This window comes from Pantoea sp. ARC270, from assembly GCF_003236725.1.
Lineage (GTDB): Bacteria > Pseudomonadota > Gammaproteobacteria > Enterobacterales > Enterobacteriaceae > Pantoea > Pantoea anthophila.
Window position 1 is genome coordinate 147,848 of record NZ_PUGA01000010.1, and the last position, 25,229, is coordinate 173,076.

A 25,229-nucleotide genomic window follows, 5' to 3' on the forward strand; every position below is an offset into this window, starting at 1 on the left:
TTCCGCCTTCAGCCGCAGTAAATCATCCGGCTGCGAGCCAGATCATTACAGGCTGGCGGAGAATCGCTACTATGCGGAAAAGCAAAATGACCTTACAGGCAACAGCAGCCCATGAGTGACAATATCAATCAGGAAATTACCTTCCGGAAGCTCAGCGTCTTCATGATGTTTATGACGAAAGGCAATATCGCCCGCACGGCGGAAGCGCTGGAGCTGAGCAGCGTCAGCGTGCACCGCGCGCTGCACACGCTGGAAGAGGGCATCGACTGCCCGCTGTTTATCCACAAAGGGCGCAATCTGGTGCCGCTGCCCGCCGCCTGGACGCTGCTGGACTATTGTCGCGACGTCACGGCCCTGATGGGCAAAGGCATTGAGGAGGCCCGCAAAGTGGCGGGTATCGGTGGAGGACGGCTGCGGCTTGGCACACTCTACTCGCTGACGCTTGAAACCATTCCCCGGCTGATTATGGGCATGAAACTGCGCCGGCCGACGCTGGAGCTGGATCTGACCATGGGCTCTAACCAGATGCTGCTGAATATGCTGGAAGATGATGCGCTGGACGCGATCCTGATTGCCACCCATGAGGGCGAACTCAGCGAGGCCCGGTTTGATGTGATCCCGCTGTTCGAGGACACGATCTGTCTGGCGGCGCCGGCTGGCGAAACGGGCAGCGGCGACGCACCGGTCGATCTGCGTGACTATGCCGACCGCGATTTTGTCTCACTGGCCGAGGGATTTGCCACCTATGCCGGTTCGCAGGAGGCGTTTCAGATCGCGGGATTTGAACCACGCATGGTGACGAAGGTGAATGACATCTTCTCCATGATCAGTCTGGTGCAGGCGGGCGTTGGCCTGGCGCTGATTCCAGGAAGGATGCGGAAAGTCTATGAAAACAATATCCAGCTGCTGACGCTCGCGGCGCCTTACCAGATGCGGCAGCAGGTTGCGATTGTCTATTCGCATCGCCGCGAACGCGACAATGACCTGCTGGCCCTGGCGGCAGAAGGGCGCATGTATGCCCGTAACCTTACCGTTCCAGCCGTTTAGCCAGATGACCTGCCACATCGACGCCGTTGCGTTCCAGGCTGATTGCATCGCCCTGCCAGCCCGCCTGCAGGGTCAGGCCGGTCAGCACATTGCCTGGCGGCATCTCAATCGCCAGACGGGCATCGCGCTGGTTAGCCGAGACCATGGTGTCATACCACTGCACGGTCCGCGCCATATTGAACGCCAGATCCTCCGCGATCTTCTCCGGGTCGTGGATCACCCGTGCGGTTGAGCCGCTGAGGTAAGCACAATCGGGACGGGAGAGGCGCACGGATTCAAACGCACGCGCCAGTTCTGCCGCCGGTTTGTCCAGCAGCGCGCAGTGCGACGGCACGCTCACCGCCAGCCTGATCGCCTTACTGGCGCCTGCCTCCAGCGCTCTCTGCGCCACCCGTGCCATATCCTCATCACGACCGGCAATCACTATCTGCGTTTCGGCATTCAGATTGGCAATGTAAGTGTGGCTGCCAGGCAGCAGCGTTTCCAGATGCGTCAGCGTCAGGCCGGTGATCGCCGTCAGGCCATATCCCTGCGGATAAGCCTGCTCCATCAGGTCGCCGCGCAATGCCACCAGCCGCAGGGCGTCGCTGAAATCGAGCGCACCTGACACCACTGCCGCCGGAAATGCGCCAATCGACAGACCGCTGACGATATCCGGCTTCACCCCGCGACGTATCAGCTCGTGCGCCCACGCGACCCCACTGATCAGCAGGCTGAGCTGGACAGCGCGGGTGTGCTGCAGCGCCTCGTCGCTGTCGAGCCTGTCAGTTTCGTCGCCCAGTACCGCCCGCACGCGGGCTAACAGCGCCTCGCCGTCAGGCAGATGCTGCAGCATGCCGGCTCGCTGGGTGCCCTGGCCGGGAAAGGTAAAGAGTATTTTCATGAGGTTTCTCTGCTCCAGGGTGAAGCGGTCAGCAGGGGGCCGGTGTCGGTTTTCAGCAGCACCTGTCCCTCGCGCAGCCACTCGTTGAGGGCAAATGCACCGGCAGGCGTTTCCACCTGGGTATCCACCCGGCACGCCAGCGCGTCGGTCTGATTCTGCCACCGTTGCAGCGCAGCCCGGTCCAGAGGCTGCGGGGCGCGAATCACCAGATCGAGATCGCTGGCGGCGTGCAGCGTGGGCTGCTGCGTCGCCAGCGCATAACCGGTGCTGCCGGTGATCCCCCAGCGCCACGGCCACTCCGCCTCACTCAGCACGATCGCCGCGCGAACCGGGGCAAAGGCGCTGAAAGGGGAAGCCTGCAGCAGGGGGCGATCGGCCAGCCTCTCCGGCGTTATCACCCGGACAATATCGTCCGGATGAACCCATCCGGCGGCACGCTGCTCCCGCCGTTCACCGCGCACTCCAATCGGGATCAGGCCGGATTCGCGATGATCGCGCCGCACCACCACCGGCAGGCCGGGATGCCAGAACGTTCCGACCCAGCACGCTGAAATCGTGGCTAATGCGCTGCGGTCACGCAGCCAGAGCAGATCATGGGGGCAGGGCGCGGTCATATTACATTCCTGATGTCAGCGTAATGAACAGGGGCAACGACAGAATAGAGAGCACCGAACTTAACAGCAGCACGGCTTCAGCATCCGGCGACTGAACGCCAAAGCGGTTGCCGAACACTACACCAAAGAAACCGGCCGACAGCGCAATCATCAGGATCGCGGTGATCGCCACTGAGCCGTTCAGCCCCAGCGCCAGCACCAGACCCCAGGCAATCACGGGCTGAATCAGCAGTTTCGCCACCGTGCCGACGCCCACGACGGCGTTGAGTTTCAGCTGACGGGCAGAAAGGATCACACCGGTCAGGAACAGCGCCGCCGCGGTGGCGGCCAGGCCCAGCGGCTTAATAGCCGAAAGCACCAGCTCCGGCATTCTGACGCCCAGCGCAGAAAGCACCACGCCCAGCAGCGGACCCCAGACGATCGGTTTTTTAACGGAGCGCCACATGAGCACCGGCAGCATGGTCAGCGTCGACCCCACATTCTCACCCGCACTGCGCGCTTTTTCCCGCTCCAGAATCAGCAGGCAGAAGGGCGTCATCAGCACCGAACCGCAGGCGATAGAGACAGCGACCGAGAGCGAGGTGGATGAGCCTTCGCCCAGCACGCTGCCCAGAATCGGCAGGCCCAGCGCCGCGTAATTGGGTAAGGCGACGGTCAGCGTCAGCACCGCCGCATCCTGTGGCGACTTTTTAAATACGCCGGTGGCCAGGAAATAGATCGCCGCATAGGTGATCCACATCGCCCCGGTCAGGACCACAATCAGCGGCGACTGCGCCACAATCCCGGCCCAGGGTGTCTGCACCGTGGCGCTGAACAGCGCGGCGGGCAGCGCAAAATCCATCACGAAAATATTCAGCAGCGAAACGTCTTTGTTATTGACCATTCCGCACTTACCGGCCCAGAAACCCAGCAGCATAATGACAAAGATAGGCGCAAGGGCATGCACAATTATATAAATCATAAATCACCTGTTATTAAGAAAGAAATTTCCAAAAAACAGCGATGTTTATAATTCTGAACACGGCCACTGCGCCGGGGCGCTGTGACACGCCCCGTCAGACCGGATTCGGCAGGTTTATTTTTTTATCGGTTTACCAGGTCGCGCGCATACGCTCGCGCACCAGGGAAGAGCTGTGACGGTTGGAGGCACCCAGACGGTTTTTCAGGCTCGGGTCCTGGCGGGCATCGCCGATCGCCTTGTGCAGCGCGATTTCCACCATCGCCACGTCGGCGTCAGACGGCGCATCGGGATTGCCCACGTTCAGCAGATCGGAGAGCAGACCCAGCGTGGCGAAGTTGCTCACGTCATAGGCCATGGGGGGGATGGTGGCGGCCAGTTTCTCCAGCGACTCCACCGAACGCAGCGTGATACGTGCCGCCGACGCTTTGCCCATGGCGTGAACCAGCACGCCCTGATCGTTAAGCGCAATCAGGCGGTTAGCCTGATAGCCGTGTGCCAGGAACGCACCGGACATCGCCTTGCCGACAATCAGCCCGATGACCGGATGGCCGGCCAGGCGCGCGTTAGCATAAGCACCCGCTGCGCCCGCCAGCGCCTGATGAATACCAAATGCCTCTTCACGACGACCATAGGCCTGACTCGGCACGTCGATGACCGCCACAATCGGGCGTTTCACGGCGCTGTTTTTATCCTCTTCCCGCGTTTCATTCACCACTTTCGCCAGCGTCCAGCCCTCCAGCAGACCCACTTCCCCCTGCGCGGCGCGCGGATAGTGGTTCTGAGCATCGGGCACCACGGCGATGAAGCGGACGTTTTCGCCATTCAGCTGGCCGTCAGCCACCTGAACAGAGGCGCACAGGCCACTGAGACGCTGTGCATGAGGTGCGAGTTTTTCCAGCCAGGTTGCACCGCGGCTGCTTGTCTGGGTCATTATTTCTCCTCCCGGGCGAAAAGCTGTTTGATGTGGGCGGTGTCCGCCTGCTGGCGGGTGTCGAACTGCGTCAGACGTGACAGGAAGTCGGCATAATTGTCGCTGCGGTGCTGCGCCGGTACGCCTCTGGCAATGAAGTCATGCATCGCGGTTTTTACCGCGTTGATGCCGTCATCCACCAGCGCATCCACCAGTCCACTGGCGTAGCGGATTTCGCCTCCGGTCATGCTCCAGATAAAGGGCCGATCGCGCGAGTCATACTCTTCAATGCCCGCCTCCTGCTCAATGACCTGCGGGCCGTTCAGGCCCAGGCGCGCTTCCCGTGTCACGATCAGGTAGCTGCAGAGCGCGGCGGCAATCGACATTCCGCCGAAGCAGCCAACGGTGCCGCTGATGATGCCGATCACCGGGGTGTAGCGACGCAGATCGACAATCGCCGCATGAATATCGGCAATCGCTGCCAGGCCAAGATTCGCTTCCTGTAAGCGCACGCCACCGGTTTCCAGGCAGAGCACCGCCTGCGTCGGAATGCCGTTGCGGTTGTCTTCCGCCGCCAGCTCCAGCGCCGCCGCCATTTTCGCCCCGGAGACTTCGCCCATGCTGCCGCCCTGGAAGGTGCCTTCGATGGCGATAACCACCGCAGGCTGACCGTTCAGCGTGCCGCGTGCCACGACCATGCCGTCATCGGACTGCGGCACCACGCCCTGCGGGGCCAGCCACGGCGACATAATGCCCTCAAAGGGATCCAGCAGTTCGCGATAGCTACCGGCATCCAGCAGCGTACGGGCGCGTTCACGCGCCCGTAATTCAATAAAACTGGCGTCGTTACGCATGGCTCACCTCTTCAAAAACCTGTTCAAGACGGATACGTGCCACACCGGGTGTGGCACCGAAATCGTGGATAATCAGTTCGCCGGCCGGCAGGCCGTTGATCAAATTCAGGCGGTCAAACAGCGCCTTCCAGCGGGCGTCGCTGTTATCGAGTGAGGTGGTGATATCAACGTTCAGCGTGTCGCCCTGGGTTGCGGTGTACAGTACTTCCATATCACCGGAACCCACGACTCCGGCCAGCGCTCTGCCACTGAGCAGGCGGTTAGCGGGTAAAGATAATGTGATGTGTTCCATAATGGCCTCTAAAAATATGTGTGTTCAGGCGAACAGACCCGATCGATAAACAGCGTCGCCGCGAGCAAATCGGCGGCCCCGCCCGGCGAGGCGTTGAGCGCCAGCATCCGGCGATCAAGCTGCGCCAGCGCCAGCTTTCCGCCTGCGGTGCGGCAGCCGCCCGCCAGCAGTACGGCCTGTGCCCCGTGCTGCATCGCCGTCAGCCCCGCCATCCCTGCCCGTGACAGCACGCAGGTATCGCTGAGTGAAGTCATGATCGCCATCAGCGCATCCAGGCGGGCTTCGCTTTCACTGGCTCCCACCGCCCGGCTGATCAGCAGCTGCGGCAGCGCCAGCTTCATCACGTGAGGAAACGCCTGTTGCGCCTCTTCGCGTGCGCCGGGCACCCGATAGCGGTGCGTCGCTTTTAACCCTTTGCTGAACAGTTTCGGTGCTGCCCGGTCGGGCAGGCTGGCCAGGGTGGCGGCGGTGCGGGTCAGCTGATCGGCACTGGCAGCACCGCCATGCATGGCGGCGGCACTCACCAGTAAGCCCAGCGCCCAGATCGCTCCCCGATGGGTATTCACGCCACCGGTGGCCGCCATCATCTGCTGCTCGCCGTCACGGCCCAGACGCCCGACCGTCTCGCGCAGGGCGATATCAGCGGGACGCAGCCAGCTGTGACGGGCCAGCGCCAGAAAGGTCGGTGCCAGGCTGTGAGCGGAGCGCTCCATCAGCGCCAGGGTTAAATCGTGATGCGCGCCGTTTCCGCGACTGTCGACCAGACCCGGCTTGGGGCTCAGACGTGCTTCATCGATCAGGCAATCGCGCGCCATCGTCGCCAGCAGGCTGGACTGCGCCTCGGCTTGAGTCTGGGACAGGAGTTTCATTTACCAGCTCCGGAATTTAGCAGGCGGGTTGTACAGACCACCGGACCATTCGACCAGTTCAGCCACGCTGCCCGCAGCCAGCAGTGAACGGGTGGCGTCGGAACGGCGGATGCCCATATCTTCCGGGTAGACCACTTTGCCGCTTTTACGCAGGGCCGCGACGCGCGCCGCATCCACACCCAGACCGATGTCGGTAATGCCCGCCACGGCGGCGACCATGGCGCGACGCTCTTCCAGGCTCTCTGCGCGATAGAGATAGGCGATGCCCTCCTCGGTCAGCACGTGGGTGACGTCATCGCCGTAGATCATCACCGGAGCCAGCGGCATCCCGGCGGATTTAGCGACGTCAACCGCATCAAGGGTTTCAACGAAGGTGGGTTTTGCGCCGGCCTGGAAGGTCTCGACCATCTGCACCACCAGTTTTTTCCCGCGCTGCATCGGGTCTGGCTCGGTGATCATGTTCAGCCAGGCGGGGGTTGCGTGGCGGCGGCCGTGCGGATCGTGGCCCATATTCGGGGCGCCACCAAAGCCGGAGAGGCGGCCACGGGTCACGGTCGAGGAGTTGGCCAGCCCGTCAACCTGCAGGGTGGCCCCGATAAACATGTCGACTGCGTACTGGCCGGCCAGCTGACAGAAGGCGCGGTTAGAGCGCATCGAGCCGTCGCTGCCGGTAAAGAAGATGTCGGGACGGGCGCGGATATACTCTTCCATCCCCAGCTCGCCGCCGAAGCAGTGCACGCTCTCCACCCAGCCACTCTCAATTGCCGGGATCAGCGTCGGATGCGGGTTCAGCGCCCAGTGTTTACAGATTTTGCCTTTCAGGCCGAGCTGTTCGCCGTAGGTGGGCAGCAGCAGCTCAATCGCGGCGGTGTTAAATCCGATGCCGTGGTTGAGTGACTGCACCTGGTGTTCGGCGTAGATGCCTTTAATCGCCATCATCGCCATCAGGATATGTTCCTGCTTAATCAGGCGCGGATCGCGGGTAAACAGCGGTTCGATAAAGAACGGTTTGTCAGCAACGACAATGTAGTCGATCCAGGAGCCGGGAATATCGACGCGCGGCAGGTCGGTTTCGTCATCGACCAGTTCATTGACCTGGGCTATCACGATACCGTCACGGAACGCGGCGGCTTCCACCAGCGCCGGGGTATCTTCGGTGCTCGGGCCGGTGTAGAGGTTACCTTTGCGGTCAGCTTTGTAACCGGCAATCAGCGCCACATTCGGGCAGAGGTCAACATAGAGGCGGGAGTAGAGTTCGATATAGGTGTGGATAGCGCCGATTTCCAGCTGGCCATCCTGCAGCAGTTGCGACATGCGCAGACTCTGCGGACCGGAAAAAGAGAAGTCGAGTTTGCGGGCAATGCCTTTTTCAAAAATATCGAGATGCTCACTGCGGCCGACGCTGGGCATAATCATGTGCAGGTCGTGAATCTTTGCCGGATTCACCTGCGCCAGGGTGCGGGATAAGAAGTCAGCCTGTTTCTGGTTATTCCCCTCCAGCACCACGCGATCGCCTGGGGCAATTAAGTGTTCGAGGGCTTCTGTGGCTCGTTCAACAGGAATGACTTTGCCATCGAGGGGGAAGGCGGCCATACGACGCGCTTTTTCACTGCGGCGTGTGTTCCACTCCCGGGCAGGCGTTTGGCCTGTGTTCATTTCAACCTCCTGATTAGAATCGCGGTACTGACGTTTTTGCTGAAGAAAGTCTGCGCGTTCTGCATACGGCGTTCAATTAAGCAAAAAAGTGAAACGTTAGATTTAAGGTAACGATGGTGAGCGGCCTGGCGGCAGGCGAAACCCGAGGCGCTGCAGGCAGGCGGGGAGGGGGAAACGGCAGGGTGACAGGGGAAGAGCGTGCGAGGGGAAAGGGCTGCGGCACGGTTTAACCGGTTCAGTTCGTGGTCAGCCACCCATAAAAAAAGCAGGCCGGAGCCTGCTTTCTGCTTTCTGCGGCCTGCTTAAGAGGCCAGCGAGAGTGCCGGTTTTGCTTTCGCGGCCAGCCACTCTGCCACGCGGGCCTGCTGCTCTTTCGTCAGCCACATACCCTGTTTGGTACGACGCCAGATAGCATCATCCAGCTCGCGAACCCACTCATGCTGCACCAGGTAGCGCAGCTCCGCCTCGTAAAACTCGTGACCGAAGTTCTCACCCAGATCGTTCAGGCTTTTCGCCCCGGCTAACAGGGTTTCGGTGCTGCTGCCGTAGGTGCGTGAGAAGTGACGCGCCATGTTTTCACTGATGAACGGATAGCGACGACGCAGGCTGGCCGCATAATCTTCACGGGTGCCGGAGATGTTCCCGCCCGGTAACACGCAGTTCTTCGTCCAGGCCGGACCGGCGTTCGGATAGTACTTCGCCAGTTTTTCCAGCGCGTGCTCGGCCAGCTTGCGATAGGTTGTCAGCTTGCCGCCAAACACCGACAGCAGCGGCGCCTGGCCGTTGTCATCACGGACATCCAGCGTGTAATCGCGGGTGATCGCTTGCGGTGAGTCCGATTCATCATCACACAGAGGACGCACACCGGAGTAAGACCAGACGATGTCGTCAGCGGTCAGCTGCTTTTTGAAGTGGGCGTTGAACACTTTCAGCAGGTAGTCGGTTTCGCTGTCATCAATGTTGACGTTTTTCGGATCGCCTTTGTACTCCACGTCGGTGGTGCCGATGATGGAGAACTCATCCATCCACGGAATCACAAACACGATGCGATTATCTTCGTTCTGCAGGATATAAGCCTGCTTTTCGGTATGCACGCGCGGCACCACGATGTGGCTGCCTTTGATCAGGCGGATACCGTAAGGGGATTTGAGCTTCAGGCTGTCGTCAAACAGCTGCTTGACCCACGGGCCTGCAGCGTTGACCAGGCCTTTCGCCTGCCAGGTGTAGGTTTTGCCGCTGTCGACATCTTCCGCTTCCACCTTCCACAGACCGCCTTCACGCCAGGCACGGGTCACGCGGGTGCGGGTCCGCACTTCGCCGCCACGCTTCACCACTTCCTGCGCGTTGAGCACGACCATACGGGCGTCATCAACCCAGCAGTCAGAATATTCGAATCCGCGCGTGATCTCCGGCTTCAGGGCCGAATCCGCGCCAAAGCGCAGGCTTTTACTGCCTGGCAGGCTGGTGCGTTTGCCCAGATGGTCATACATAAACAGGCCGGTGCGGATCATCCACGCCGGACGCAGGTGTGGACGGTGCGGCAGACGGAAGCGCATCGGGAAGGCCAGGTGCGGTGCCATCTTCAGCAGGACTTCACGCTCAGCCAGCGCTTCGCTGACCAGACGGAATTCATAATGTTCAAGGTAGCGCAGGCCGCCGTGAATCAGTTTCGAGCTGGCAGAGGAGGTCGCGCAAGCCAGATCCCGCGCCTCCAGCATTAACACCGACAGTCCGCGTCCTGCAGCGTCTGCTGCAATGCCGGCACCGTTGATGCCGCCGCCGATCACGATCAGGTCTTTGGTTTCCACGTCATCTCCTCCGATGTTCGGAATAGTTCACTAATGTTCGTTTTCGAGCATTATCATAGTCGCAAACCAACATTAGCGCCAGCTTTTAACCCGCTAAAAACATTTTTGCGTGATATAGCTAACATTATGTCCACCAAAAAAACAGATACCCGTAACGATTGTCAGGTTATCGGCGTGGCTTCTCGGGTTACACTACGCGCTATTGTGACGACTTTGAGAGATCCCATGGAAACGTTCGAATGTATTGATGTGCAGCAGGCGCAGGCGCGTCTGGCGCAGGGGGCACTGCTGGTCGATATCCGCGATCCGCAAAGCTTTGCGATGGGCCATGCGGCGGGTGCGCTGCATCTGACCAACACCAACCTCAGCGACTTTATCAGTCGTGCAGACCACAGCCTGCCGGTGCTGGTAATGTGCTATCACGGCAACAGCAGTAAAAGTGCAGCACAATATCTGCTGGGGCAGGGCTTCAGTGCGGCCTACAGTATTGATGGCGGTTTCGATGCCTGGCGCGCGGCCTTTCCGCAGCAGGTTGCCTTGGGCAGTGAGTAAGTGGCCGCCTGTCACACGGAGAGTTACTGATGCGCATTACCCAATTTAATCAGCCGCGCATGGCGCAGGCGTTTGTGGACTACATGGCAACGCGCGGCGTGACGCTGCGTATTGAGCATGACCAGCACTATGTCATCATGCTGGATGATGAGAGCCAGTTTTCCGTGGTCGAAAACGAACTTCAGCAGTTTCTGCATGACCCTAATCACCCACGCTATCAGGCGGCCAGCTGGCACAGCGGCAAAACCGACAGCGGGCTGCGCTATGAGCGCAGTAACATCTGGGCAAACATTCGTGAGCGCGCCGGGCCGCTGACGATGACGGTGATGGTGCTCTGTATCGCCGTCTTTATCCTGATGCAGGTAATGGGCGATCAGACCGTGATGGCCTGGCTCGCCTGGCCGGACGATGACCAGCATTTTCAGGTCTGGCGCTGGTTCAGCCATGCGCTGCTGCACTTCTCGCTGCTGCACATTCTGTTTAACCTGATGTGGTGGTGGTATCTGGGTGGGGCGGTTGAGAAGCGGCTCGGCAGCGGCAAACTCTTTGTCATTATGCTGATTTCCGCGCTGCTCAGCGGCTGGCTGCAGGCGAAATTCAGCGGCATCTGGTTTGGCGGCCTGTCGGGCGTAGTGTATGCCCTGATGGGCTACTGCTGGCTGCGCGGCGAGCGCGATCCCGACAGCGGCGTCTATCTTGAACGTGGCCTGATCGGTTTTGCGCTGGTCTGGCTGGTGATTGGCTGGTTCGGCGTCTTTGGCCTGGCCATTGCCAACGCAGCGCACGTCGCCGGTCTGCTGGTCGGGCTGGCGATGGCGCTGGTGGATACGCGTAACGTTACGCGTCGGTAAAGAGATTTTGCGGGTTAACAGGAGAGGAATGTGAAGCAGACGCAACGTCATGACGCGATTATCGATTTGGTCCGTCGTCAGGGATATGTCAGTACTGAGGAGCTGGTGGATCATTTTGAGGTCAGCCCGCAGACCATCCGTCGCGATCTCAACGATCTGGCCGATCAGAACAAAATTCAGCGCCACCACGGCGGCGCGGCGCTCCCCTCCAGCTCTGAGAACACCGCCTGGCACGATCGTAAAATGATGTGGTCGGCGGAAAAAGCGCGCATTGCTCAGCGGGTCGCCAGCCAGATCCCGGATGGGGCCACGCTGTTTATCGACATCGGCACCACGCCGGAAGCGGTGGCGCATGCGCTGCTCAACCACAGCGATCTGCGTGTGGTAACGAACAACCTCAACGTGGCGATGCTGCTGATGGGCAAGCCCGATTTTCGGGTGATTATTGCCGGGGGCGAAGTGCGCACCCGCGATGGGGCGGTAATGGGAGAGGCGACGCTCGACTTCATTTCGCAGTTCCGGCTGGATTACGGCATTCTCGGCATCAGCGGCATCGATATGGATGGCTCGCTGCTGGAGTTTGACTATCACGAAGTGCGGACCAAGCGCGCGATTATTGAAAACTCCCGCTGTGCGCTGCTGGTCGTGGACCACTCGAAGTTTGGCCGCAACGCCATGGTTAACCTCGGCAATATGAGTCTGCTGGATTACATCTACACCGACAAGATGCCGCCCGCCAGCGTCATGAAGGTGATTGAGCAGCATGAGGTGCACCTCGAACTCTGCTGATTCCTGCCACGCCAGCCTCCGGGCTGGCGTTTTTATTTGATTGCTGTCGCTTTTTTCCCCACTCCCGTCTTTACTTAACGATTGCTGGCGCCGCCTGCCAGCCCGTGCGCTTGCCATTTTTGCTTCACCTCATTGCGTAACAGAAGGGAGTGATATGCCGCAGCAGAAATTCAATAAAGCCCGTTTTAACGCCGCCTTTACCCGCCAGTGGCAACACCTCGGCCTCTCTTCCGCTCAGCAGATGACCCCGCACCAGGCGTGGCAGGCGGTCAGTGCGGCCCTGGCGGAACTGCTGGCCGCGCAACCGGCCCCGCGTCCGGCGCAGCAGCAGCGTCACGTTAACTATCTCTCGATGGAGTTTCTGATTGGCCGGCTGACCGGCAACAATCTGCTTAATCTCGGCTGGTATGACGAGGTGCAGGCGGCGCTGGCAGAGCAGCAGTTCGATTTGACGGCGCTGCTGGAGCAGGAGGTCGATCCGGCACTCGGCAACGGCGGGCTGGGGCGACTGGCTGCCTGCTACATGGATTCGATGGCCACGGTCGGTCAGTCTGCAACCGGGCACGGACTTAACTACCAGTACGGCCTGTTCCGCCAGTCTTTTCAGGCGGGCCAGCAGAAGGAGGCGCCCGACGACTGGCAGCGCGAGCACTATCCCTGGTTCCGCCACAATGCGGCGCTGGATGTGGAGGTGGCGATGGGCGGTCGGGTCGAAAAGCAGGAGAACGGCGAGGTGCGCTGGCAGCCCGGGTTTACGCTGCGCGGTGAAGCCTGGGATTTGCCGGTCACCGGCTACCGCAATGGCGTCACGCTGCCGCTGCGTCTGTGGCAGGCGGTGAGCGCGCACCCTTTTGACCTGACGGCGTTTAACGACGGTCACTTCCTGCAGGCGGAGCAGCCCGGCATCGAGGCGGCAAAACTGACCAAAGTGCTCTATCCCAACGACAATCACCAGGCGGGCAAGCGGCTGCGCCTGATGCAGCAATATTTTCAGTGCGCCTGTGCGGTGGCCGATATCCTGCGCCGCCACCATCAGGCGGGACGCAGCATTCACAGCCTGCCCGACTTCGAAGTGATTCAGCTCAACGATACCCATCCCACCATCGCCATCCCGGAGATGCTGCGCGTGCTGCTGGATGAGCACCAGCTCGGCTGGGATGAGGCGTGGCAGATCACCAGCCGGCTGTTTGCTTACACCAACCACACCCTGATGCCGGAGGCGCTGGAGCGCTGGGATGAAAAGCTGATGCGCGCGCTGCTGCCGCGTCATCTGCTGATCATCAAAACGATCAATCAGCGGCTGAAAAAGGTGGTGAAGCAGCACTGGCCGGATGACAAAGCGCTGTGGCATAAGCTGGCGGTGATTGCGGACGGTCAGGTGCGGATGGCGAATCTCTGCGTCGTCAGCGGGTTTGCGGTCAACGGCGTCGCGGCGCTGCACTCCCGGCTGGTGGTCAGCGATCTCTTCCCGGAATATCACCAGCTGTGGCCGCAAAAATTCCATAACGTCACCAACGGCATTACCCCGCGCCGCTGGCTGAAGCAGTGCAATCCGGCGCTGGCCGGGCTGATTGATGAGACGCTGAAAACCGAATGGGCCAGCAATCTCGACGCGCTGATCGGCCTGGAACCTTACGCCGATAACCCGGCGTTTCGTCAGCGCTATCGCAGCATCAAGCAGCAGAACAAAGCGCAGCTGACCGACTATATCGCCCGGCACACCGGGATTATCGTCAACCCGGCGGCTCTGTTCGATGTGCAGATCAAGCGACTGCATGAGTACAAGCGCCAGCACCTCAGCCTGCTGCATATCCTCTACTGCTATCAGCAGCTCTGTAATAACCCGGAGGATGTCACCTTCACGCCGCGGGTCTTCCTGTTCGGGGCAAAAGCCGCACCGGGTTACTACCTGGCGAAAAACATTATCTACGCGATAAACCGGGTGGCGGAGGTGGTGAACAACGATCCCCGCATCGGCGACCGGCTGAAAGTGGTTTTTCTCCCCGACTACCGCATCACCGTCGCCGAAATGATGATCCCGGCGGCCGACCTCTCTGAGCAGATCTCTACCGCCGGTTATGAAGCCTCGGGCACCGGCAACATGAAGCTGGCGCTGAACGGCGCGCTGACCATCGGCACGCTGGACGGGGCCAATGTCGAAATCGCTGAGCAGGTGGGCGAGGAGAATATCTTTATCTTCGGTCACACCGTGGAGGAGGTGAAAACGCTGAAGGCCAAAGGCTACAACCCGAAAAAGGTGCGCAGGCAGAACAAGGCGCTGGATGATTTACTGAAAGCGCTGGAGAAGGGCAAATTCAGCGACGGGGACAAGCACGCGTTTGACCTGATGCTGGAGAGCCTGACGAAACACGGCGATCCCTGGCTGGTGCTGGCCGATTTCCAGCCTTACATCGAGGCGCAGCAACGGGTGGAAGCCCTGTGGCGCGACCCGGAAGGCTGGACCCGCGCCGCCATCCTCAACACGGCCCGGACCGGCATGTTCAGTTCGGACCGGTCCATTCGTGACTATCAGCAACGTATCTGGCAGGCACCCCGCTAAGGAGCAGCAATGAAACAGGATTCACTTGATCAGGCCGCCCGTGCTGCGGGTATTTCACTGGATTACATCAACGTCAACGGCGAGAAAGAGGCGATCAGCGACGAAACCAAACGTGCGCTGCTGGCGGTGATGGGCGATCCGCAGGAGGCGGGTAAATCGCCGCTGCCGCCGGTCGCCGTCTTCAGCGGCAGAGGCAGGCGTCAGCTGACGCCGCAGGGCCGTGGCGTCTATCGCTGGCAGCTGCAGACAGAGAAGGGCAGACTGCTCAGCGGCGAGTTAACCGCGGGCGAACCCTTTACGTTGCCCACGCCGCTGGCTCAGGGGTATCACCAGCTGACGCTCAGCAAAGGGAAGAAAAGCTGGCAGACGCGGGTCATTGTTGCCCCACGCCGCTGCTATCTGCCGCCGGCGCTGGAGGCGGGAGAGAAACGCTGGGGCGCACTGGTGCAGCTCTATACCGTACGGTCTGAACAGAACTGGGGCATCGGTGACTTCGGCGATCTCGACCAGCTGCTGGTGCAGCTGGCCGCACGCGGAGGCGATTTCGTCGGGCTGAATCCGCTGCATGCGCTCTATCCCGCCAGCGCCGATTTCGCCAGTCCTTACAGTCCGTCATCACGCCGCTGGCTGAACATCATCTATATCGATGTCAGCCAGGTGGCCGATTTTCAGCAAAGCGCGGCGGCACAGAAGTGGTGGAAAAGTGCCAGAACGCAGAAGGCGCTGGCTAAAGCCCGCGAGGCGGAGCATGTCGATTACGCAGCGGTGATGGCGCTGAAGCTCGCCGCACTGCGCCACGCCTGGGCACACTTTCAGGCCCGTGACCGCGCCAGCGACGAGCAGCAATCCTGGGCTGAGTTTGTGCGTGAAGGCGGTGACAGCCTGCGTTATCAGGCGGCCTACGACGGCATACAGCAGGCCCGACGGGCTGAGAATGCAAAACAGTGGGGCTGGCCCGCGTGGCCGGAAGGGTGGCGCAACAGTCAGCAGCCGGAGGTGCAGCAGTGGTGTAAGGAGCACGAAGAGGAGATCGCCTTCTGGCAGTGGCTGCAATGGCTGGCGCAGCAGCAGTTCTCAGGCTGCTGGGCGCACAGCCAGGCGCTGGGCATGAGCGTGGGTCTCTATCGTGACCTGGCGGTTGGCGTGGCGGAAGGCAGCGCCGAAACCTGGCACGACCCAGAGCTCTACCGCCTTAAAGCCTCTGTCGGCGCACCACCCGACCGCCTCGGTCCGCTGGGGCAGAACTGGGGCCTGCCGCCAATGGACCCGCATGTGATGCAGGCGCGCGGCTATCAGCCCTTTATCGACATGCTGCGAGCCAACATGCGTGACTGCGGTGCATTGCGCATCGATCATGTGATGTCGCTGCTGCGTCTGTGGTGGGTGCCCGCCGGAGAGACGGCGGATAAAGGCGCTTATGTCGCCTATCCGGTCGACGATCTGCTGGGGATTCTGGCGCTGGAGAGCCACCGGCTGCGCTGCATGGTGATTGGCGAAGATCTGGGCACCGTGCCGGAGGCGATAGTCAGCCTGCTGCGCAAAAGCGGCGTCTTTTCATGGAAGGTGCTCTGGTTCGAGCAGGAGAAAGATCAGCGCTATCGCGCGCCGCAGGACTATCCGCGTCAGTCGATTGCCAGCGCCAGCACGCACGATCTGCCCACCCTCACCGGTTTCTGGGAGCAGGGCGACCTGGCGCTGGGCGAGAAACTGGGCCTCTATCCGGGCGACGCGGTGAAGGCACTGCATGAGCAGCGGGCGACGCAGAAGCAGGCGCTACTGGATGCCCTGCATCAGGCGGGGGCTTTGCCGGCTCGCAGTCAGAAAAAGGCGGAGAAGCTGGCGATGACGCCTGCACTGAACCGGGCAATCCACCGTTTTCTGGCCGACACCGACAGTGCGCTGCTGGGGCTGCAACCGGAGGACTGGCTCGGCATGACCACGCCGGTCAACGTGCCGGGCACGGTAGATCAATATCCCAACTGGCGGCGTAAGCTGAGCAAAACGCTGGAGGCGATCTTTGCCGACAGGGAAGTGAATGCACTGCTGAAGGTGGTCAGCCAGCAGCGTCAGTCAGGCAGGAAAGAGAAGTAACAAGAGCGCGGCAGTCTGACTGCCGCGTTTCTGACTGATTAAAAACTGACTCAAAGGAAAGCTGGCAGCAACGTCTCTACTCAACACGAAGGGAACATGGGCAGAGGAGGAAAGCGTCTCGCGCCATGGATGGCGCGGGCAGAGCATGCCATGGATGGCGGCTTTTGCGTCTTTCCGATCTGCCCGTGTTTCCTGAGCCGCCTCAATCTCACAGCGAAGAGAGCAGCGTATTACTGCTCATCCCCGCGTTAACATCAGTAGAAGGAGTGTTCGCCGCGCTGATGCTCGGTAATATCCCGCACGCCTTTCAGTTCCGGGAAGGCAGCCAGCAGCTCTTTCTCGATGCCATCTTTCAGGGTGACGTCGATCATCGAACAGCCGTTACAGCCGCCGCCAAACTGCAGAATGGCGTAACCGTCATCGGTGATCTCCATCAGTGACACGCGTCCGCCGTGACCGGCCAGCTGTGGGTTGATCTGCGCCTGCAGCAGATACTCCACGCGCTCCACCATCGGCGCATCGTCAGACACCTTCCGCATTTTGGCGTTCGGCGCTTTCAGCGTCAGCTGTGAACCGAGATTGTCGGTCACGAAGTCGATTTCCGCATCTTCCAGATAAGGTTTGCTCAGTTCATCAACATACGCAGAGAGCTTTTCGAACTTCAGCTTGGTGTCAGTCGCTTCAACGGCATCAGGCGGACAGTAAGAGACGCCGCACTCCGCTGTTGGCGTACCCGGGTTAATCACGAATACGCGAATCTGGGTGCCATCTTCTTGTTTGGATAGCAGTTTAGAAAAATGTTCCTGGGCAGAGTCAGTAATTCGGATCATGTCGATTGCTCAATAGTTGACTAATTTAGTTGGTTATAATACGCCCATCAATGACGCTCTACAAGGTACGGCACAGGCACCAGACCTGCACGCTGGCCGCGCCCTGCGCCAGTAACAGACGACTGATTTCGTCGACCGTACTGCCGGTGGTGATGACGTCATCCAGCAGGGCGATATGGCGACCCTGCACCGCCATTTCAAGGCGGAAGGCATCCCGTAAGTTAGTGCGGCGCTGGCGGGCAGTGAGCTGATGCTGCAATGCTCCCCTTCGCTGGCGGGAGAGGCCGTCACGCCATTCGCACTGCAGCCAGTGCGCCAGCGGGGCAGCCAGCAGGGCACTCTGGTTGTAGCCGCGCCGCCAGCGTCGCCGCCAGTGCAGCGGCACCGGCAGCAGCAGGTCGGGACGCACTACACGACCGTGCCGCCAGACATCCAGCCAGCTTAGCAAAAGCAGCCGCGCCAGCATCACCCTGAGTGCGGTTATGTGAGAAAACTTAAGCTGATTAACCCACTCACTGAACGGCGGGCGATAGTCATTGACGCAGACCAGCGCCTGCCAGGCGGGCGGTTTGCGCTGGCAGCGGCCACAGGCAACCCGCGTCGTCCCGGCGGGCAATCCGCAGCGTGGACAGAGCAGGGGCAGCGGCGGTAATTCACGCAGACATAAGCTGCACAGACCGTGACGGGCGATCTGTAACGGCATCTGGCATAGCCAACACAGGGCAGGCATTGCTAGCATAGCGACCTCCTTATCATTTTCGGGATAGTAACTGATGACGTCGCTCTACTGGCACACCTGCGGAGAAGGAAAACGCGATCTTGTGCTGCTGCACGGATGGGGGCTGAATGCCGAAGTCTGGCAAAGCATTATTCCGCGACTCAGCCCGCATTACCGCCTGCATCTGGTCGATCTGCCGGGCTATGGCCGCAGTCAGGATGCGGGAACGCTGACGCTGACACAGATGGCAGAGGCGCTGCTGCCTGCGCTGCCCGCACAGGCGATCGTCATGGGGTGGTCTCTGGGCGGACTGGTGGCGACACAGCTGGCGCTGACCGCGCCAGAAAAGCTGGCTGCACTGATTACCGTTGCATCGTCACCCTGTTTCACCGCCACAGAGCACTGGCCCGGCATTAAACCCGAGACGCTGCAGAACTTTCAGCAGATGCTCAGCAACGATTTTCAGCGCACGGTGGAGCGCTTTCTGGCGCTGCAGACGCTGGGCACCGAAACGGCGCGCGCCGATGCACGGCAGCTGAAAGAGGTGGTGCTGTCGCAACCGATGCCGGAAGTGGCGGTGCTGGATGGCGGACTGGAGATTCTGCGTCAGGTCGATCTGCGCAGCGCGTTACCGCAGATCGGGCTGCCGTTCCTGCGTCTCTATGGCGCACTCGATGGGCTGGTGCCGCGCCGGATTGCTGCAGAGATTGATGAAATGTTGCCAGCCTCGCCTTCAGTCGTTATCGATAAGGCAGCACATGCACCTTTTATTTCCCATCCAGACATCTTTTGTCAGCATATTATTAACTTTATCAGTGATTTGCCGGGATAATGAGGCTTTAAGTTGGCAAAATCGCTGGCAGCAGCAATACTTCTCTCTGTGAGCAAGGCCGCTGCAAATTTATGTGATTAGTCACGGAAATGACTATGCCGTTCCATACTGCCTTACGCGTTTAGCGGCTGCTTACATCTCACAATGGATCATGAATGAGGGTAAACATAATGAAGGTTTTTAAATGGGTTGTGGCTTCAATGATGATGGGCGCGATTTCATTTTCTGCGATGGCAGCGAAGGAAGTCACCAAAGAAGAAGTTAAATCAATGAACCTGCAGAAGATTGGCACTGTTAACACCACAGCGGAAACCACCTCGCCAATGGATGCTAAAAAAGTGCTGTCTCAGCTTGCTGACGAGAAAGGCGGTAAATACTACCTGGTGATCGCGGGTCGCGAACACGGTAAATTCAGCGCCACCGCTGAAGTCTACAAGTAATCAGCGTAGCCACATGAACTGCCAGGCATCCAGCTTAACCGGCTGGGTGCCATCCATCTTCTCTCCGCTTATCAGATCCTGCCACATACGTGCCTCCGGTAGCGGTGTCTCCACCGGCCGTCCACTGAGATTAAACACGCAGAGCAATCCTTCATCGCTGTCCGGCGAATGACGTCTGAGCACCAGCAGGGCATTTTCGCTCTCTGAGATCGTCATCGGATTATCGGGATGAAAAGCAGGCTGGCGACGGCGTAGCTGGATCAGCTGACCGAGCCGGGTATAGATCTGCTGACGCAGCCACTCTTCCCCCGCCAGCGCCGCTTCAATCGCCTGCAGATCATACTTCTGGCGATTAATCGCCCGGTTGTGTCCGGCGGCACGCACCCCATCGTAATCATTTCGCCCGCCCACAATGCTCTGGATATAGATGGCCGGCACGCCAGGGAACACCAGCAGAATGGCATGGGCCAGTAAAAAACGTTTCAGCCGCGTGGCGTCGTCGTCCGCCTCACGGTTTAACGCATCCAGATAGGTGACGTTGATTTCATACGGGCTGGTGGTGCCGTCCGGATTATTTTTGTAGGAGACCAGCGCACCCTCCAGCGCCAGGTCGCGCACCAGCGCCACAATCTCCACCTCCGACAAAATTCCGCGCGCCGGATTCAGGCCAATACCATCGTGGGACGCCAGAAAGTTAAAAAAGGTGGTGTCATTGCTGCTGAGATCCAGCGAGCTGGCCCACTGCCGCAGCGCGCGCGCCGAGCCGGTATGAATCGCATGCAGCACCAGCGGCGGCAGCGAAAACTGATAAACCATCTGCGCCTCATCGTGGCCGTTGCCCAGGTAACTGATGTTGTCCCGATGTGGCACGTTGGTCTCCGTGATAATCACCGTGCCAGGGGCGACCTGGTCGGCAATCGCGCGAAACAGTTTCACCAGCTGATGGGTTTTTTCCAGGTGAATACAGCGCGTGCCGGGCGTTTTCCACATGTAGCCGACCGCATCAAGCCGCACGTAGTCCGCGCCGCGTATCAGGTAGTCGAGCAGCACCCCGACCATGCGCAGCAGCACCTCAGGATTGGCAAAGTTCAGGTCGATCTGATCGGCGCTGAAGGTGGTCCAGATAAAGCGGGTGTCGCCATCGGCCATCTGAAAAGGGGTCAGCAGCGGCGAGGTTCGCGGACGGGTGACGGCGCTGAGGTCAGTGGCGGGCGGCATGCTGATAAAGAAATCGTCCCAGCCGGGGTCCTGCGCCAGAAAGTGACGGAACCAGGCGCTCCGCGACGACATATGGTTGCAGACAAAATCGAACATCAGGCGGGTTTCCTGATGCAGGCGGGCAACATCCTGCCAGTCACCGCACAGCGGATCAACCTGATGGTAATCAATGACAGAAAAGCCGTCGTCAGACGACCAGGGAAAGAAAGGCAGCAGGTGAACCAGCGGAAAGAGGGATTGCAGATGCTGCTGATAGAAGCGGGAAAAGGTCGTGAGCGTGGGCTTGCCGGTTTCCCGAAACTGATCGGCATAGGTGATGAGCACCACATCCTGCTCGTCCCAGTGCGCCTTGCGCGGCAGCTTGATGGCGTCGCGGGCGGTGGCGATCTCACTCAGCAGGCGCGTCAGGGTAGCCTGGGGAAAGGTGCCGGCATAAATCTTATCAATCAGATCGGTGATCGTTTCCATCGTGATTTGGATGCCACAGCAGATGTTGTTTTTATGACAGGCGTCTTTTTAGCGTAGCGTTATGACGGGGATTTTCAACCGGGGAAAGTGGCGGGAACAGGGGGCCAGCGTGCGGCCCCCTGATAAGCTTAGCGTTTTTTACCGAACGCGGCGGCCAGGGCATCACCCATCGCGCTGTTACCCGCAGAGGCGCTGACCGGACGCGGACGGCCTTTCGCGGCAGCCGGACGTTTCTCGTCACGCGGCGCGCCATTTTTCGCGCCGCCACGCGCATTGCCTTCGCCTGGCTGCTCATCGAGACGCATGGTCAGGGCAATACGTTTGCGCTGCAGATCGACTTCCATCACTTTGACTTTGACGATATCGCCCGCTTTTACCACCTGATGAGGATCTTCCACAAAGCGGTCAGAGAGCGAGGAGATATGCACCAGGCCATCCTGATGCACGCCGATGTCCACAAACGCCCCGAAGTTGGTGACGTTGGTAACGCTGCCTTCCAGAATCAGGCCCGGCGTCAGGTCGCTCAGCGTCTCGACGCCTTCTGCAAACTGCGCCGTCTTAAACTCAGGACGCGGATCGCGGCCCGGCTTCTCCAGCTCTTTCATGATGTCGGTTACGGTCGGCAGACCAAAACGGTCATCGATGAAATCGCGCGGGCTGAGATTGCGCAGGCTGCCCGCATTACCCATCAGGTCGCTCAGCGCCTGCTCGGTAGCGGCCAGAATGCGCTCGACCACCGGATAGGCTTCCGGGTGGACCGTGGAGGCGTCGAGCGGGTTATCGCCGTGATTGATACGCAGGAAGCCCGCGCACTGTTCAAAGGCTTTTGGTCCCAGGCGACTCACTTTCAGCAGCTGCTGGCGGTTGCGGAAGCGGCCATTTTCATCCCGCCAGCCGACAATGTTCTGCGCCATCATGCGCGTCAGGCCCGCGACGCGGGTCAGCAGCGGCACCGAGGCGGTATTCAGATCCACGCCCACGGCGTTCACACAGTCTTCCACCACCGCGTCGAGTTTCTTCGCCAGCTGGCTCTGGCTGACATCATGCTGATACTGACCGACACCGATCGATTTCGGATCGATTTTCACCAGCTCAGCCAGCGGGTCCTGCAGACGTCGGGCAATCGACACCGCGCCGCGCAGAGAGACATCCAGATCCGGGAACTCCTGCGCCGCCAGTTCAGAGGCGGAGTAGACGGACGCGCCCGCCTCACTGACAATCACTTTCTGCGCCGTGACCTGCGGGAACTGCTTCTGCAGATCGAGGAAAAAGCGCTCGGTTTCGCGGGATGCGGTGCCGTTACCAATCGCCACCAGCTCCACCTGATGCTTAACGCAGAGGGCCGCAACGGCGGCGGCGGCTTTCGCGGCCTGACCGGTGTGCGGATAGACGGTGTCGGTCGCGACAACCTTGCCGGTGGCATCAACGACAGCGACCTTAACGCCGGTGCGCAGGCCCGGGTCCAGTCCCATGGTGGCCCGCATGCCCGCGGGCGCGGCCATCAGCAGATCGTGCAGGTTACGGGCAAACACGTTGATCGCTTCATCTTCTGCGCGTTCGCGCACCGTGCCCATCAGCTCGGTTTCCAGATGCAGCATCACTTTGATGCGCCATGTCCAGCTCACGACCGCTTTACGCCAGCTGTCTGCCGGGGCGTTGTTCAGGCGCAGGTTCAGGTGTTCCGCAATCAGCGTTTCGCCGTGGCTTTCACGCGGCGCTTCATCAAACTGCGGGTCAGCATTCAGCGAGAGTTGCAGAACGCCTTCGTTACGGCCGCGCAGCATCGCCAGTGCACGGTGTGACGGCACGCTGCTCAGCGCTTCATGGTGGTCAAAGTAGTCACGGAACTTCGCGCCCGCTTCCTCTTTGCCTTCCACCACGCGCGACACCAGGTGAGCATTTTTCCACAGATAGTTACGCACTTTCGCCAGCAGCGCCGCATCTTCAGCGAAACGCTCCATCAGAATGTAGCGGGCGCCATCCAGCGCGGCACGCACGTCAGCCACCCCTTTGTCGGCATCGACATATTGTGCAGCCAGCTGCTCAGGGGTGTGAGACGGATCCTGCCACAGGGTGTCCGCCAGCGGCTCAAGACCCGCTTCAATCGCGATCTGTCCACGCGTACGGCGCTTCTGTTTGTAGGGCAGGTAGAGATCTTCCAGCTCGGTTTTGCTGAGGGTGATGTTGATCGCGCGGGCGAGGTCGTCGGTGAGTTTTCCCTGCTCGTCAATCGACTTCAGAATCGACTGGCGTCGCTCTTCAAGTTCACGCAGATAGCTGAGGCGGGTTTCCAGCTGGCGCAGTTGGGTATCATCCAGCCCGCCGGTGACCTCTTTACGATAGCGTGCGATAAACGGCACGGTATTCCCTTCATCCAGCAGGCGAACGGCGGCGTCAACCTGTTCGGGACGCGCCTGCAGCTCACTGGCTATTATCTGGCTCAGAACGTTCATCATCAGGACTGTCTTGCTTTCCGGGTTGAGAAATAGCGGACAGTTATACGGATTGATGGTCAAAATTGCCAGAGACGCGGGCGGCTTTCAGCCATAATCTGAAACGTTATTGCGGGTAATCAATCGCGTTGACATACCAGAGCGCCGGACCCACTGGCGTCTCGACGGTGGCGGCATCGCCCACCTCTTTTTTCAGCAGTGCCCGCGCCATCGGTGAGTCGATGGAGATGTAATCCTTGCGGCCAAAAATCTCATCGTAGCCCACGATGCGGAAGCGTTTGAGGTCGCCCGCATCGTTTTCAATTTCCACCCAGGCACCGAAGAAGACTTTGCCATCCTGCTGAGGCGAGTAGTCAACGATGCGCAGCTGCTCAAGACTTTTGGTCAGGTAGCGAACGCGACGGTCAATTTCCCGCAGCCGTTTCTTGTTGTACTGATAGTCGGCATTTTCACTGCGATCGCCAAGGCTGGCAGCCCAGGTCACCTTTTTGGTCACTTCCGGTCGCTCTTCACGCCAGAGGTAGTCGAGTTCCGCTTTCAGCTTATCGAAGCCTTCGCGGGTAATCAGTCGGGTTTTCATGCTAATCCGGCCAGCCAAATCAAAAGAGAAACAGTGTAAGGCAAACAGGGCGCGGCAAAAAAGAGTCGGGGAAGGGGTTTTTAAAGCTAAAAACCCGCGTTGACTTCCCCGGCGGCGAAAGGGGTGCTGCTGAAGCGTAATCTGGAGCCAGTCACAGGACGCTGGCCAATAAAACAGACTTATTTTCCGGCGTGAGTCGCCGTGGTGGTCGAGGTGCCGGTGCCATGTCCGTCACCGCCGCCGCCGCCCATGGTCGCCAGCGCAACGCCCAGCAGGGCCGCGACTGCGCCAACGCCAATGGCGTCAGAGTTACCTTTAGCGGTTGAGGTTGCCGCTGCACCGGCCGCTTCACCGGTCGCTGTGGCAGCATAACCTGGGCTAACGCTGCCTAATGCCAGCGCGCTCAGCAGTAAAATCGTTTTTTTCATTGTGTAATCCCCGTTGAGACGTCGAATGGTGCCTGAGCAGTCTGGTTGAAAACGGAGAAGGCGAAAAGTTGGCTTTACTGATTGATTTATCGGACTTTAATTTCAACTGGCCTTGCTGTGAGAAGCACTGAAATTAATCCGAGATGAGGATGGCGTCCCGGGCGCTTTTGCTGGAATATTATGCTGTCTGAATGCGGGCAGGGTAGATTATCTGGAGCTTATCCATAATGATGACTCCGTTTTAAGCCAAATTAACTGCTAAGCCGCTGAATTTCTTCATCGAATAAATGCCGGTCCGCTTCTGACGCCAGCGATTCTGAGAAACAGGGCCGTTTTTTCAGATTTGCCGTATCCTGCCCTGTCGCCGGTAAAAAGGGTGAGCCTGGCCCCGAAATTGGCCCGAAATTAAATATAAGCTCCTGTTTAATATGCTTTGTAACAATTTTGGCTAGAATATAAACCATTAATGACTGTCACTATAAGGCATCTTTTTTTAACAATGTTGGCTCAGGCAATAGCGCCTTT

At 59.7% G+C, this 25,229-nt stretch carries 23 protein-coding genes; 8 read left to right on the forward strand and 15 right to left on the reverse strand.

Annotated features, from left to right (window positions below):
- Window positions 1–111: 111 nt before the first annotated feature.
- Window positions 112–1,047 carry a LysR family transcriptional regulator gene (locus CKF42_RS07195; RefSeq protein ID WP_009087744.1) on the forward strand — a complete coding sequence of 312 codons (936 nt, stop codon included), beginning with the start codon at window positions 112–114 and terminating at the stop codon, window positions 1,045–1,047.
- Here the strand turns inward: CKF42_RS07195 and mdcH are convergent.
- From mdcH to glpD, 9 genes are all read right to left on the reverse strand, one after another.
- Window positions 1,028–1,930: a malonate decarboxylase subunit epsilon gene (mdcH, locus tag CKF42_RS07200; protein WP_111207869.1), complete on the reverse strand. Its 903-nt coding sequence runs from the start codon at window positions 1,928–1,930 to the stop codon at window positions 1,028–1,030. The genes CKF42_RS07195 and mdcH overlap by 20 nt on opposite strands.
- Window positions 1,927–2,544, reverse strand: a complete 618-nt coding sequence (locus CKF42_RS07205; RefSeq protein ID WP_111207870.1) for a malonate decarboxylase holo-ACP synthase — start codon at window positions 2,542–2,544, stop codon at window positions 1,927–1,929. The genes mdcH and CKF42_RS07205 overlap by 4 nt, the downstream gene beginning before the upstream one ends.
- 1 nt (window position 2,545) lies before the next feature.
- Window positions 2,546–3,505 (reverse strand): AEC family transporter, encoded by a 960-nt coding sequence (locus tag CKF42_RS07210; protein ID WP_111207871.1) that lies wholly within the window; start codon window positions 3,503–3,505, stop codon window positions 2,546–2,548.
- A 130-nt stretch (window positions 3,506–3,635) separates the two neighbouring features.
- Window positions 3,636–4,436: a biotin-independent malonate decarboxylase subunit gamma gene (gene mdcE / locus CKF42_RS07215; protein ID WP_009087737.1), complete on the reverse strand. Its 801-nt coding sequence runs from the start codon at window positions 4,434–4,436 to the stop codon at window positions 3,636–3,638.
- Window positions 4,436–5,269 carry a biotin-independent malonate decarboxylase subunit beta gene (locus tag CKF42_RS07220; RefSeq protein ID WP_111207872.1) on the reverse strand — a complete coding sequence of 278 codons (834 nt, stop codon included), beginning with the start codon at window positions 5,267–5,269 and terminating at the stop codon, window positions 4,436–4,438. Before CKF42_RS07220 ends, mdcE begins: the two co-directional genes overlap by 1 nt.
- Entirely contained in the window at window positions 5,262–5,561 is a 300-nt protein-coding gene (mdcC, locus tag CKF42_RS07225; protein WP_009087734.1) for a malonate decarboxylase acyl carrier protein, read from the reverse strand. The genes CKF42_RS07220 and mdcC overlap by 8 nt, the downstream gene beginning before the upstream one ends.
- A gap of 8 nt (window positions 5,562–5,569) precedes the next feature.
- The gene (locus CKF42_RS07230) at window positions 5,570–6,430 is read right to left on the reverse strand and encodes a triphosphoribosyl-dephospho-CoA synthase (RefSeq protein WP_111207873.1); all 861 of its coding nucleotides are present in this window, start codon (window positions 6,428–6,430) and stop codon (window positions 5,570–5,572) included.
- Complete coding sequence (mdcA, locus tag CKF42_RS07235) at window positions 6,431–8,086, reverse strand: malonate decarboxylase subunit alpha (RefSeq protein WP_111207874.1); 1,656 nt, start codon at window positions 8,084–8,086, stop codon at window positions 6,431–6,433. It abuts the gene before it with no gap.
- A gap of 302 nt (window positions 8,087–8,388) precedes the next feature.
- Entirely contained in the window at window positions 8,389–9,894 is a 1,506-nt protein-coding gene (gene glpD / locus CKF42_RS07240; protein ID WP_009087728.1) for a glycerol-3-phosphate dehydrogenase, read from the reverse strand.
- A gap of 225 nt (window positions 9,895–10,119) precedes the next feature.
- On the opposite strand from glpD, the gene glpE reads away from it, so the two are divergent.
- The 5 genes from glpE (at window position 10,120) to malQ (ending at window position 16,737) form a co-directional block, all read left to right on the forward strand.
- Window positions 10,120–10,446, forward strand: coding sequence for a thiosulfate sulfurtransferase GlpE (glpE, locus tag CKF42_RS07245; RefSeq protein WP_009087726.1), 327 nt, complete (start codon window positions 10,120–10,122; stop codon window positions 10,444–10,446).
- A gap of 29 nt (window positions 10,447–10,475) precedes the next feature.
- Window positions 10,476–11,297: a rhomboid family intramembrane serine protease GlpG gene (gene glpG / locus CKF42_RS07250; RefSeq protein ID WP_009087724.1), complete on the forward strand. Its 822-nt coding sequence runs from the start codon at window positions 10,476–10,478 to the stop codon at window positions 11,295–11,297.
- Window positions 11,298–11,327: 30 nt separating this feature from the next.
- Window positions 11,328–12,086, forward strand: coding sequence for a DeoR/GlpR family transcriptional regulator (locus tag CKF42_RS07255; protein ID WP_009087722.1), 759 nt, complete (start codon window positions 11,328–11,330; stop codon window positions 12,084–12,086).
- Window positions 12,087–12,240: 154 nt separating this feature from the next.
- Window positions 12,241–14,646, forward strand: coding sequence for a maltodextrin phosphorylase (gene malP, locus CKF42_RS07260; RefSeq protein ID WP_111207875.1), 2,406 nt, complete (start codon window positions 12,241–12,243; stop codon window positions 14,644–14,646).
- Window positions 14,647–14,655: 9 nt separating this feature from the next.
- A complete protein-coding gene (gene malQ, locus CKF42_RS07265; RefSeq protein WP_111207876.1) occupies window positions 14,656–16,737 on the forward strand; it encodes a 4-alpha-glucanotransferase in 2,082 nt (693 codons plus the stop codon).
- A 254-nt stretch (window positions 16,738–16,991) separates the two neighbouring features.
- On the opposite strand, the gene nfuA is transcribed toward malQ, so the two are convergent.
- Entirely contained in the window at window positions 16,992–17,567 is a 576-nt protein-coding gene (gene nfuA / locus CKF42_RS07270; protein ID WP_111207877.1) for a Fe-S biogenesis protein NfuA, read from the reverse strand.
- A gap of 58 nt (window positions 17,568–17,625) precedes the next feature.
- Entirely contained in the window at window positions 17,626–18,306 is a 681-nt protein-coding gene (gntX, locus tag CKF42_RS07275) for a DNA utilization protein GntX (protein WP_111207878.1), read from the reverse strand.
- 34 nt (window positions 18,307–18,340) lie between these two features.
- Between gntX and bioH the strand changes: the two genes are divergently transcribed.
- Together bioH and CKF42_RS07285 are read left to right on the forward strand one after the other, a co-directional pair.
- A complete protein-coding gene (gene bioH / locus CKF42_RS07280; protein ID WP_111207879.1) occupies window positions 18,341–19,117 on the forward strand; it encodes a pimeloyl-ACP methyl ester esterase BioH in 777 nt (258 codons plus the stop codon).
- 170 nt (window positions 19,118–19,287) lie between these two features.
- Entirely contained in the window at window positions 19,288–19,557 is a 270-nt protein-coding gene (locus CKF42_RS07285; protein WP_009087712.1) for a YdgH/BhsA/McbA-like domain containing protein, read from the forward strand.
- Here the strand turns inward: CKF42_RS07285 and CKF42_RS07290 are convergent, their stop codons facing one another.
- The 4 genes from CKF42_RS07290 to yjbE form a co-directional block, all read right to left on the reverse strand.
- The gene (locus CKF42_RS07290) at window positions 19,558–21,243 is read right to left on the reverse strand and encodes an alpha-amylase family glycosyl hydrolase (protein WP_111207880.1); all 1,686 of its coding nucleotides are present in this window, start codon (window positions 21,241–21,243) and stop codon (window positions 19,558–19,560) included.
- Window positions 21,244–21,371: 128 nt separating this feature from the next.
- A complete protein-coding gene (locus tag CKF42_RS07295; protein WP_111207881.1) occupies window positions 21,372–23,699 on the reverse strand; it encodes a Tex family protein in 2,328 nt (775 codons plus the stop codon).
- 103 nt (window positions 23,700–23,802) lie between these two features.
- Window positions 23,803–24,276: a transcription elongation factor GreB gene (gene greB, locus CKF42_RS07300; protein WP_009087707.1), complete on the reverse strand. Its 474-nt coding sequence runs from the start codon at window positions 24,274–24,276 to the stop codon at window positions 23,803–23,805.
- 179 nt (window positions 24,277–24,455) lie between these two features.
- Window positions 24,456–24,704 carry an exopolysaccharide production protein YjbE gene (gene yjbE, locus CKF42_RS07305; RefSeq protein ID WP_009087705.1) on the reverse strand — a complete coding sequence of 83 codons (249 nt, stop codon included), beginning with the start codon at window positions 24,702–24,704 and terminating at the stop codon, window positions 24,456–24,458.
- Window positions 24,705–25,229 lie beyond the last annotated feature (525 nt).

What these genes read in the sequence shown, in the direction of transcription:
- CKF42_RS07195 (WP_009087744.1), top strand. Translation starts at nt 112, where the DNA reads ATGAGTGACAATATCAATCAGGAAATTACCTTCCGGAAGCTCAGCGTC.
- mdcH (WP_111207869.1), bottom strand. Translation starts at nt 1,930, where the DNA reads ATGAAAATACTCTTTACCTTTCCCGGCCAGGGCACCCAGCGAGCCGGC.
- CKF42_RS07205 (WP_111207870.1), bottom strand. Translation starts at nt 2,544, where the DNA reads ATGACCGCGCCCTGCCCCCATGATCTGCTCTGGCTGCGTGACCGCAGC.
- CKF42_RS07210 (WP_111207871.1), bottom strand. Translation starts at nt 3,505, where the DNA reads ATGATTTATATAATTGTGCATGCCCTTGCGCCTATCTTTGTCATTATG.
- mdcE (WP_009087737.1), bottom strand. Translation starts at nt 4,436, where the DNA reads ATGACCCAGACAAGCAGCCGCGGTGCAACCTGGCTGGAAAAACTCGCA.
- CKF42_RS07220 (WP_111207872.1), bottom strand. Translation starts at nt 5,269, where the DNA reads ATGCGTAACGACGCCAGTTTTATTGAATTACGGGCGCGTGAACGCGCC.
- mdcC (WP_009087734.1), bottom strand. Translation starts at nt 5,561, where the DNA reads ATGGAACACATCACATTATCTTTACCCGCTAACCGCCTGCTCAGTGGC.
- CKF42_RS07230 (WP_111207873.1), bottom strand. Translation starts at nt 6,430, where the DNA reads ATGAAACTCCTGTCCCAGACTCAAGCCGAGGCGCAGTCCAGCCTGCTG.
- mdcA (WP_111207874.1), bottom strand. Translation starts at nt 8,086, where the DNA reads ATGAACACAGGCCAAACGCCTGCCCGGGAGTGGAACACACGCCGCAGT.
- glpE (WP_009087726.1), top strand. Translation starts at nt 10,120, where the DNA reads ATGGAAACGTTCGAATGTATTGATGTGCAGCAGGCGCAGGCGCGTCTG.
- glpG (WP_009087724.1), top strand. Translation starts at nt 10,476, where the DNA reads ATGCGCATTACCCAATTTAATCAGCCGCGCATGGCGCAGGCGTTTGTG.
- malP (WP_111207875.1), top strand. Translation starts at nt 12,241, where the DNA reads ATGCCGCAGCAGAAATTCAATAAAGCCCGTTTTAACGCCGCCTTTACC.
- malQ (WP_111207876.1), top strand. Translation starts at nt 14,656, where the DNA reads ATGAAACAGGATTCACTTGATCAGGCCGCCCGTGCTGCGGGTATTTCA.
- nfuA (WP_111207877.1), bottom strand. Translation starts at nt 17,567, where the DNA reads ATGATCCGAATTACTGACTCTGCCCAGGAACATTTTTCTAAACTGCTA.
- gntX (WP_111207878.1), bottom strand. Translation starts at nt 18,306, where the DNA reads ATGCTAGCAATGCCTGCCCTGTGTTGGCTATGCCAGATGCCGTTACAG.
- bioH (WP_111207879.1), top strand. Translation starts at nt 18,341, where the DNA reads ATGACGTCGCTCTACTGGCACACCTGCGGAGAAGGAAAACGCGATCTT.
- CKF42_RS07285 (WP_009087712.1), top strand. Translation starts at nt 19,288, where the DNA reads ATGAAGGTTTTTAAATGGGTTGTGGCTTCAATGATGATGGGCGCGATT.
- CKF42_RS07290 (WP_111207880.1), bottom strand. Translation starts at nt 21,243, where the DNA reads ATGGAAACGATCACCGATCTGATTGATAAGATTTATGCCGGCACCTTT.
- CKF42_RS07295 (WP_111207881.1), bottom strand. Translation starts at nt 23,699, where the DNA reads ATGATGAACGTTCTGAGCCAGATAATAGCCAGTGAGCTGCAGGCGCGT.
- greB (WP_009087707.1), bottom strand. Translation starts at nt 24,276, where the DNA reads ATGAAAACCCGACTGATTACCCGCGAAGGCTTCGATAAGCTGAAAGCG.
- yjbE (WP_009087705.1), bottom strand. Translation starts at nt 24,704, where the DNA reads ATGAAAAAAACGATTTTACTGCTGAGCGCGCTGGCATTAGGCAGCGTT.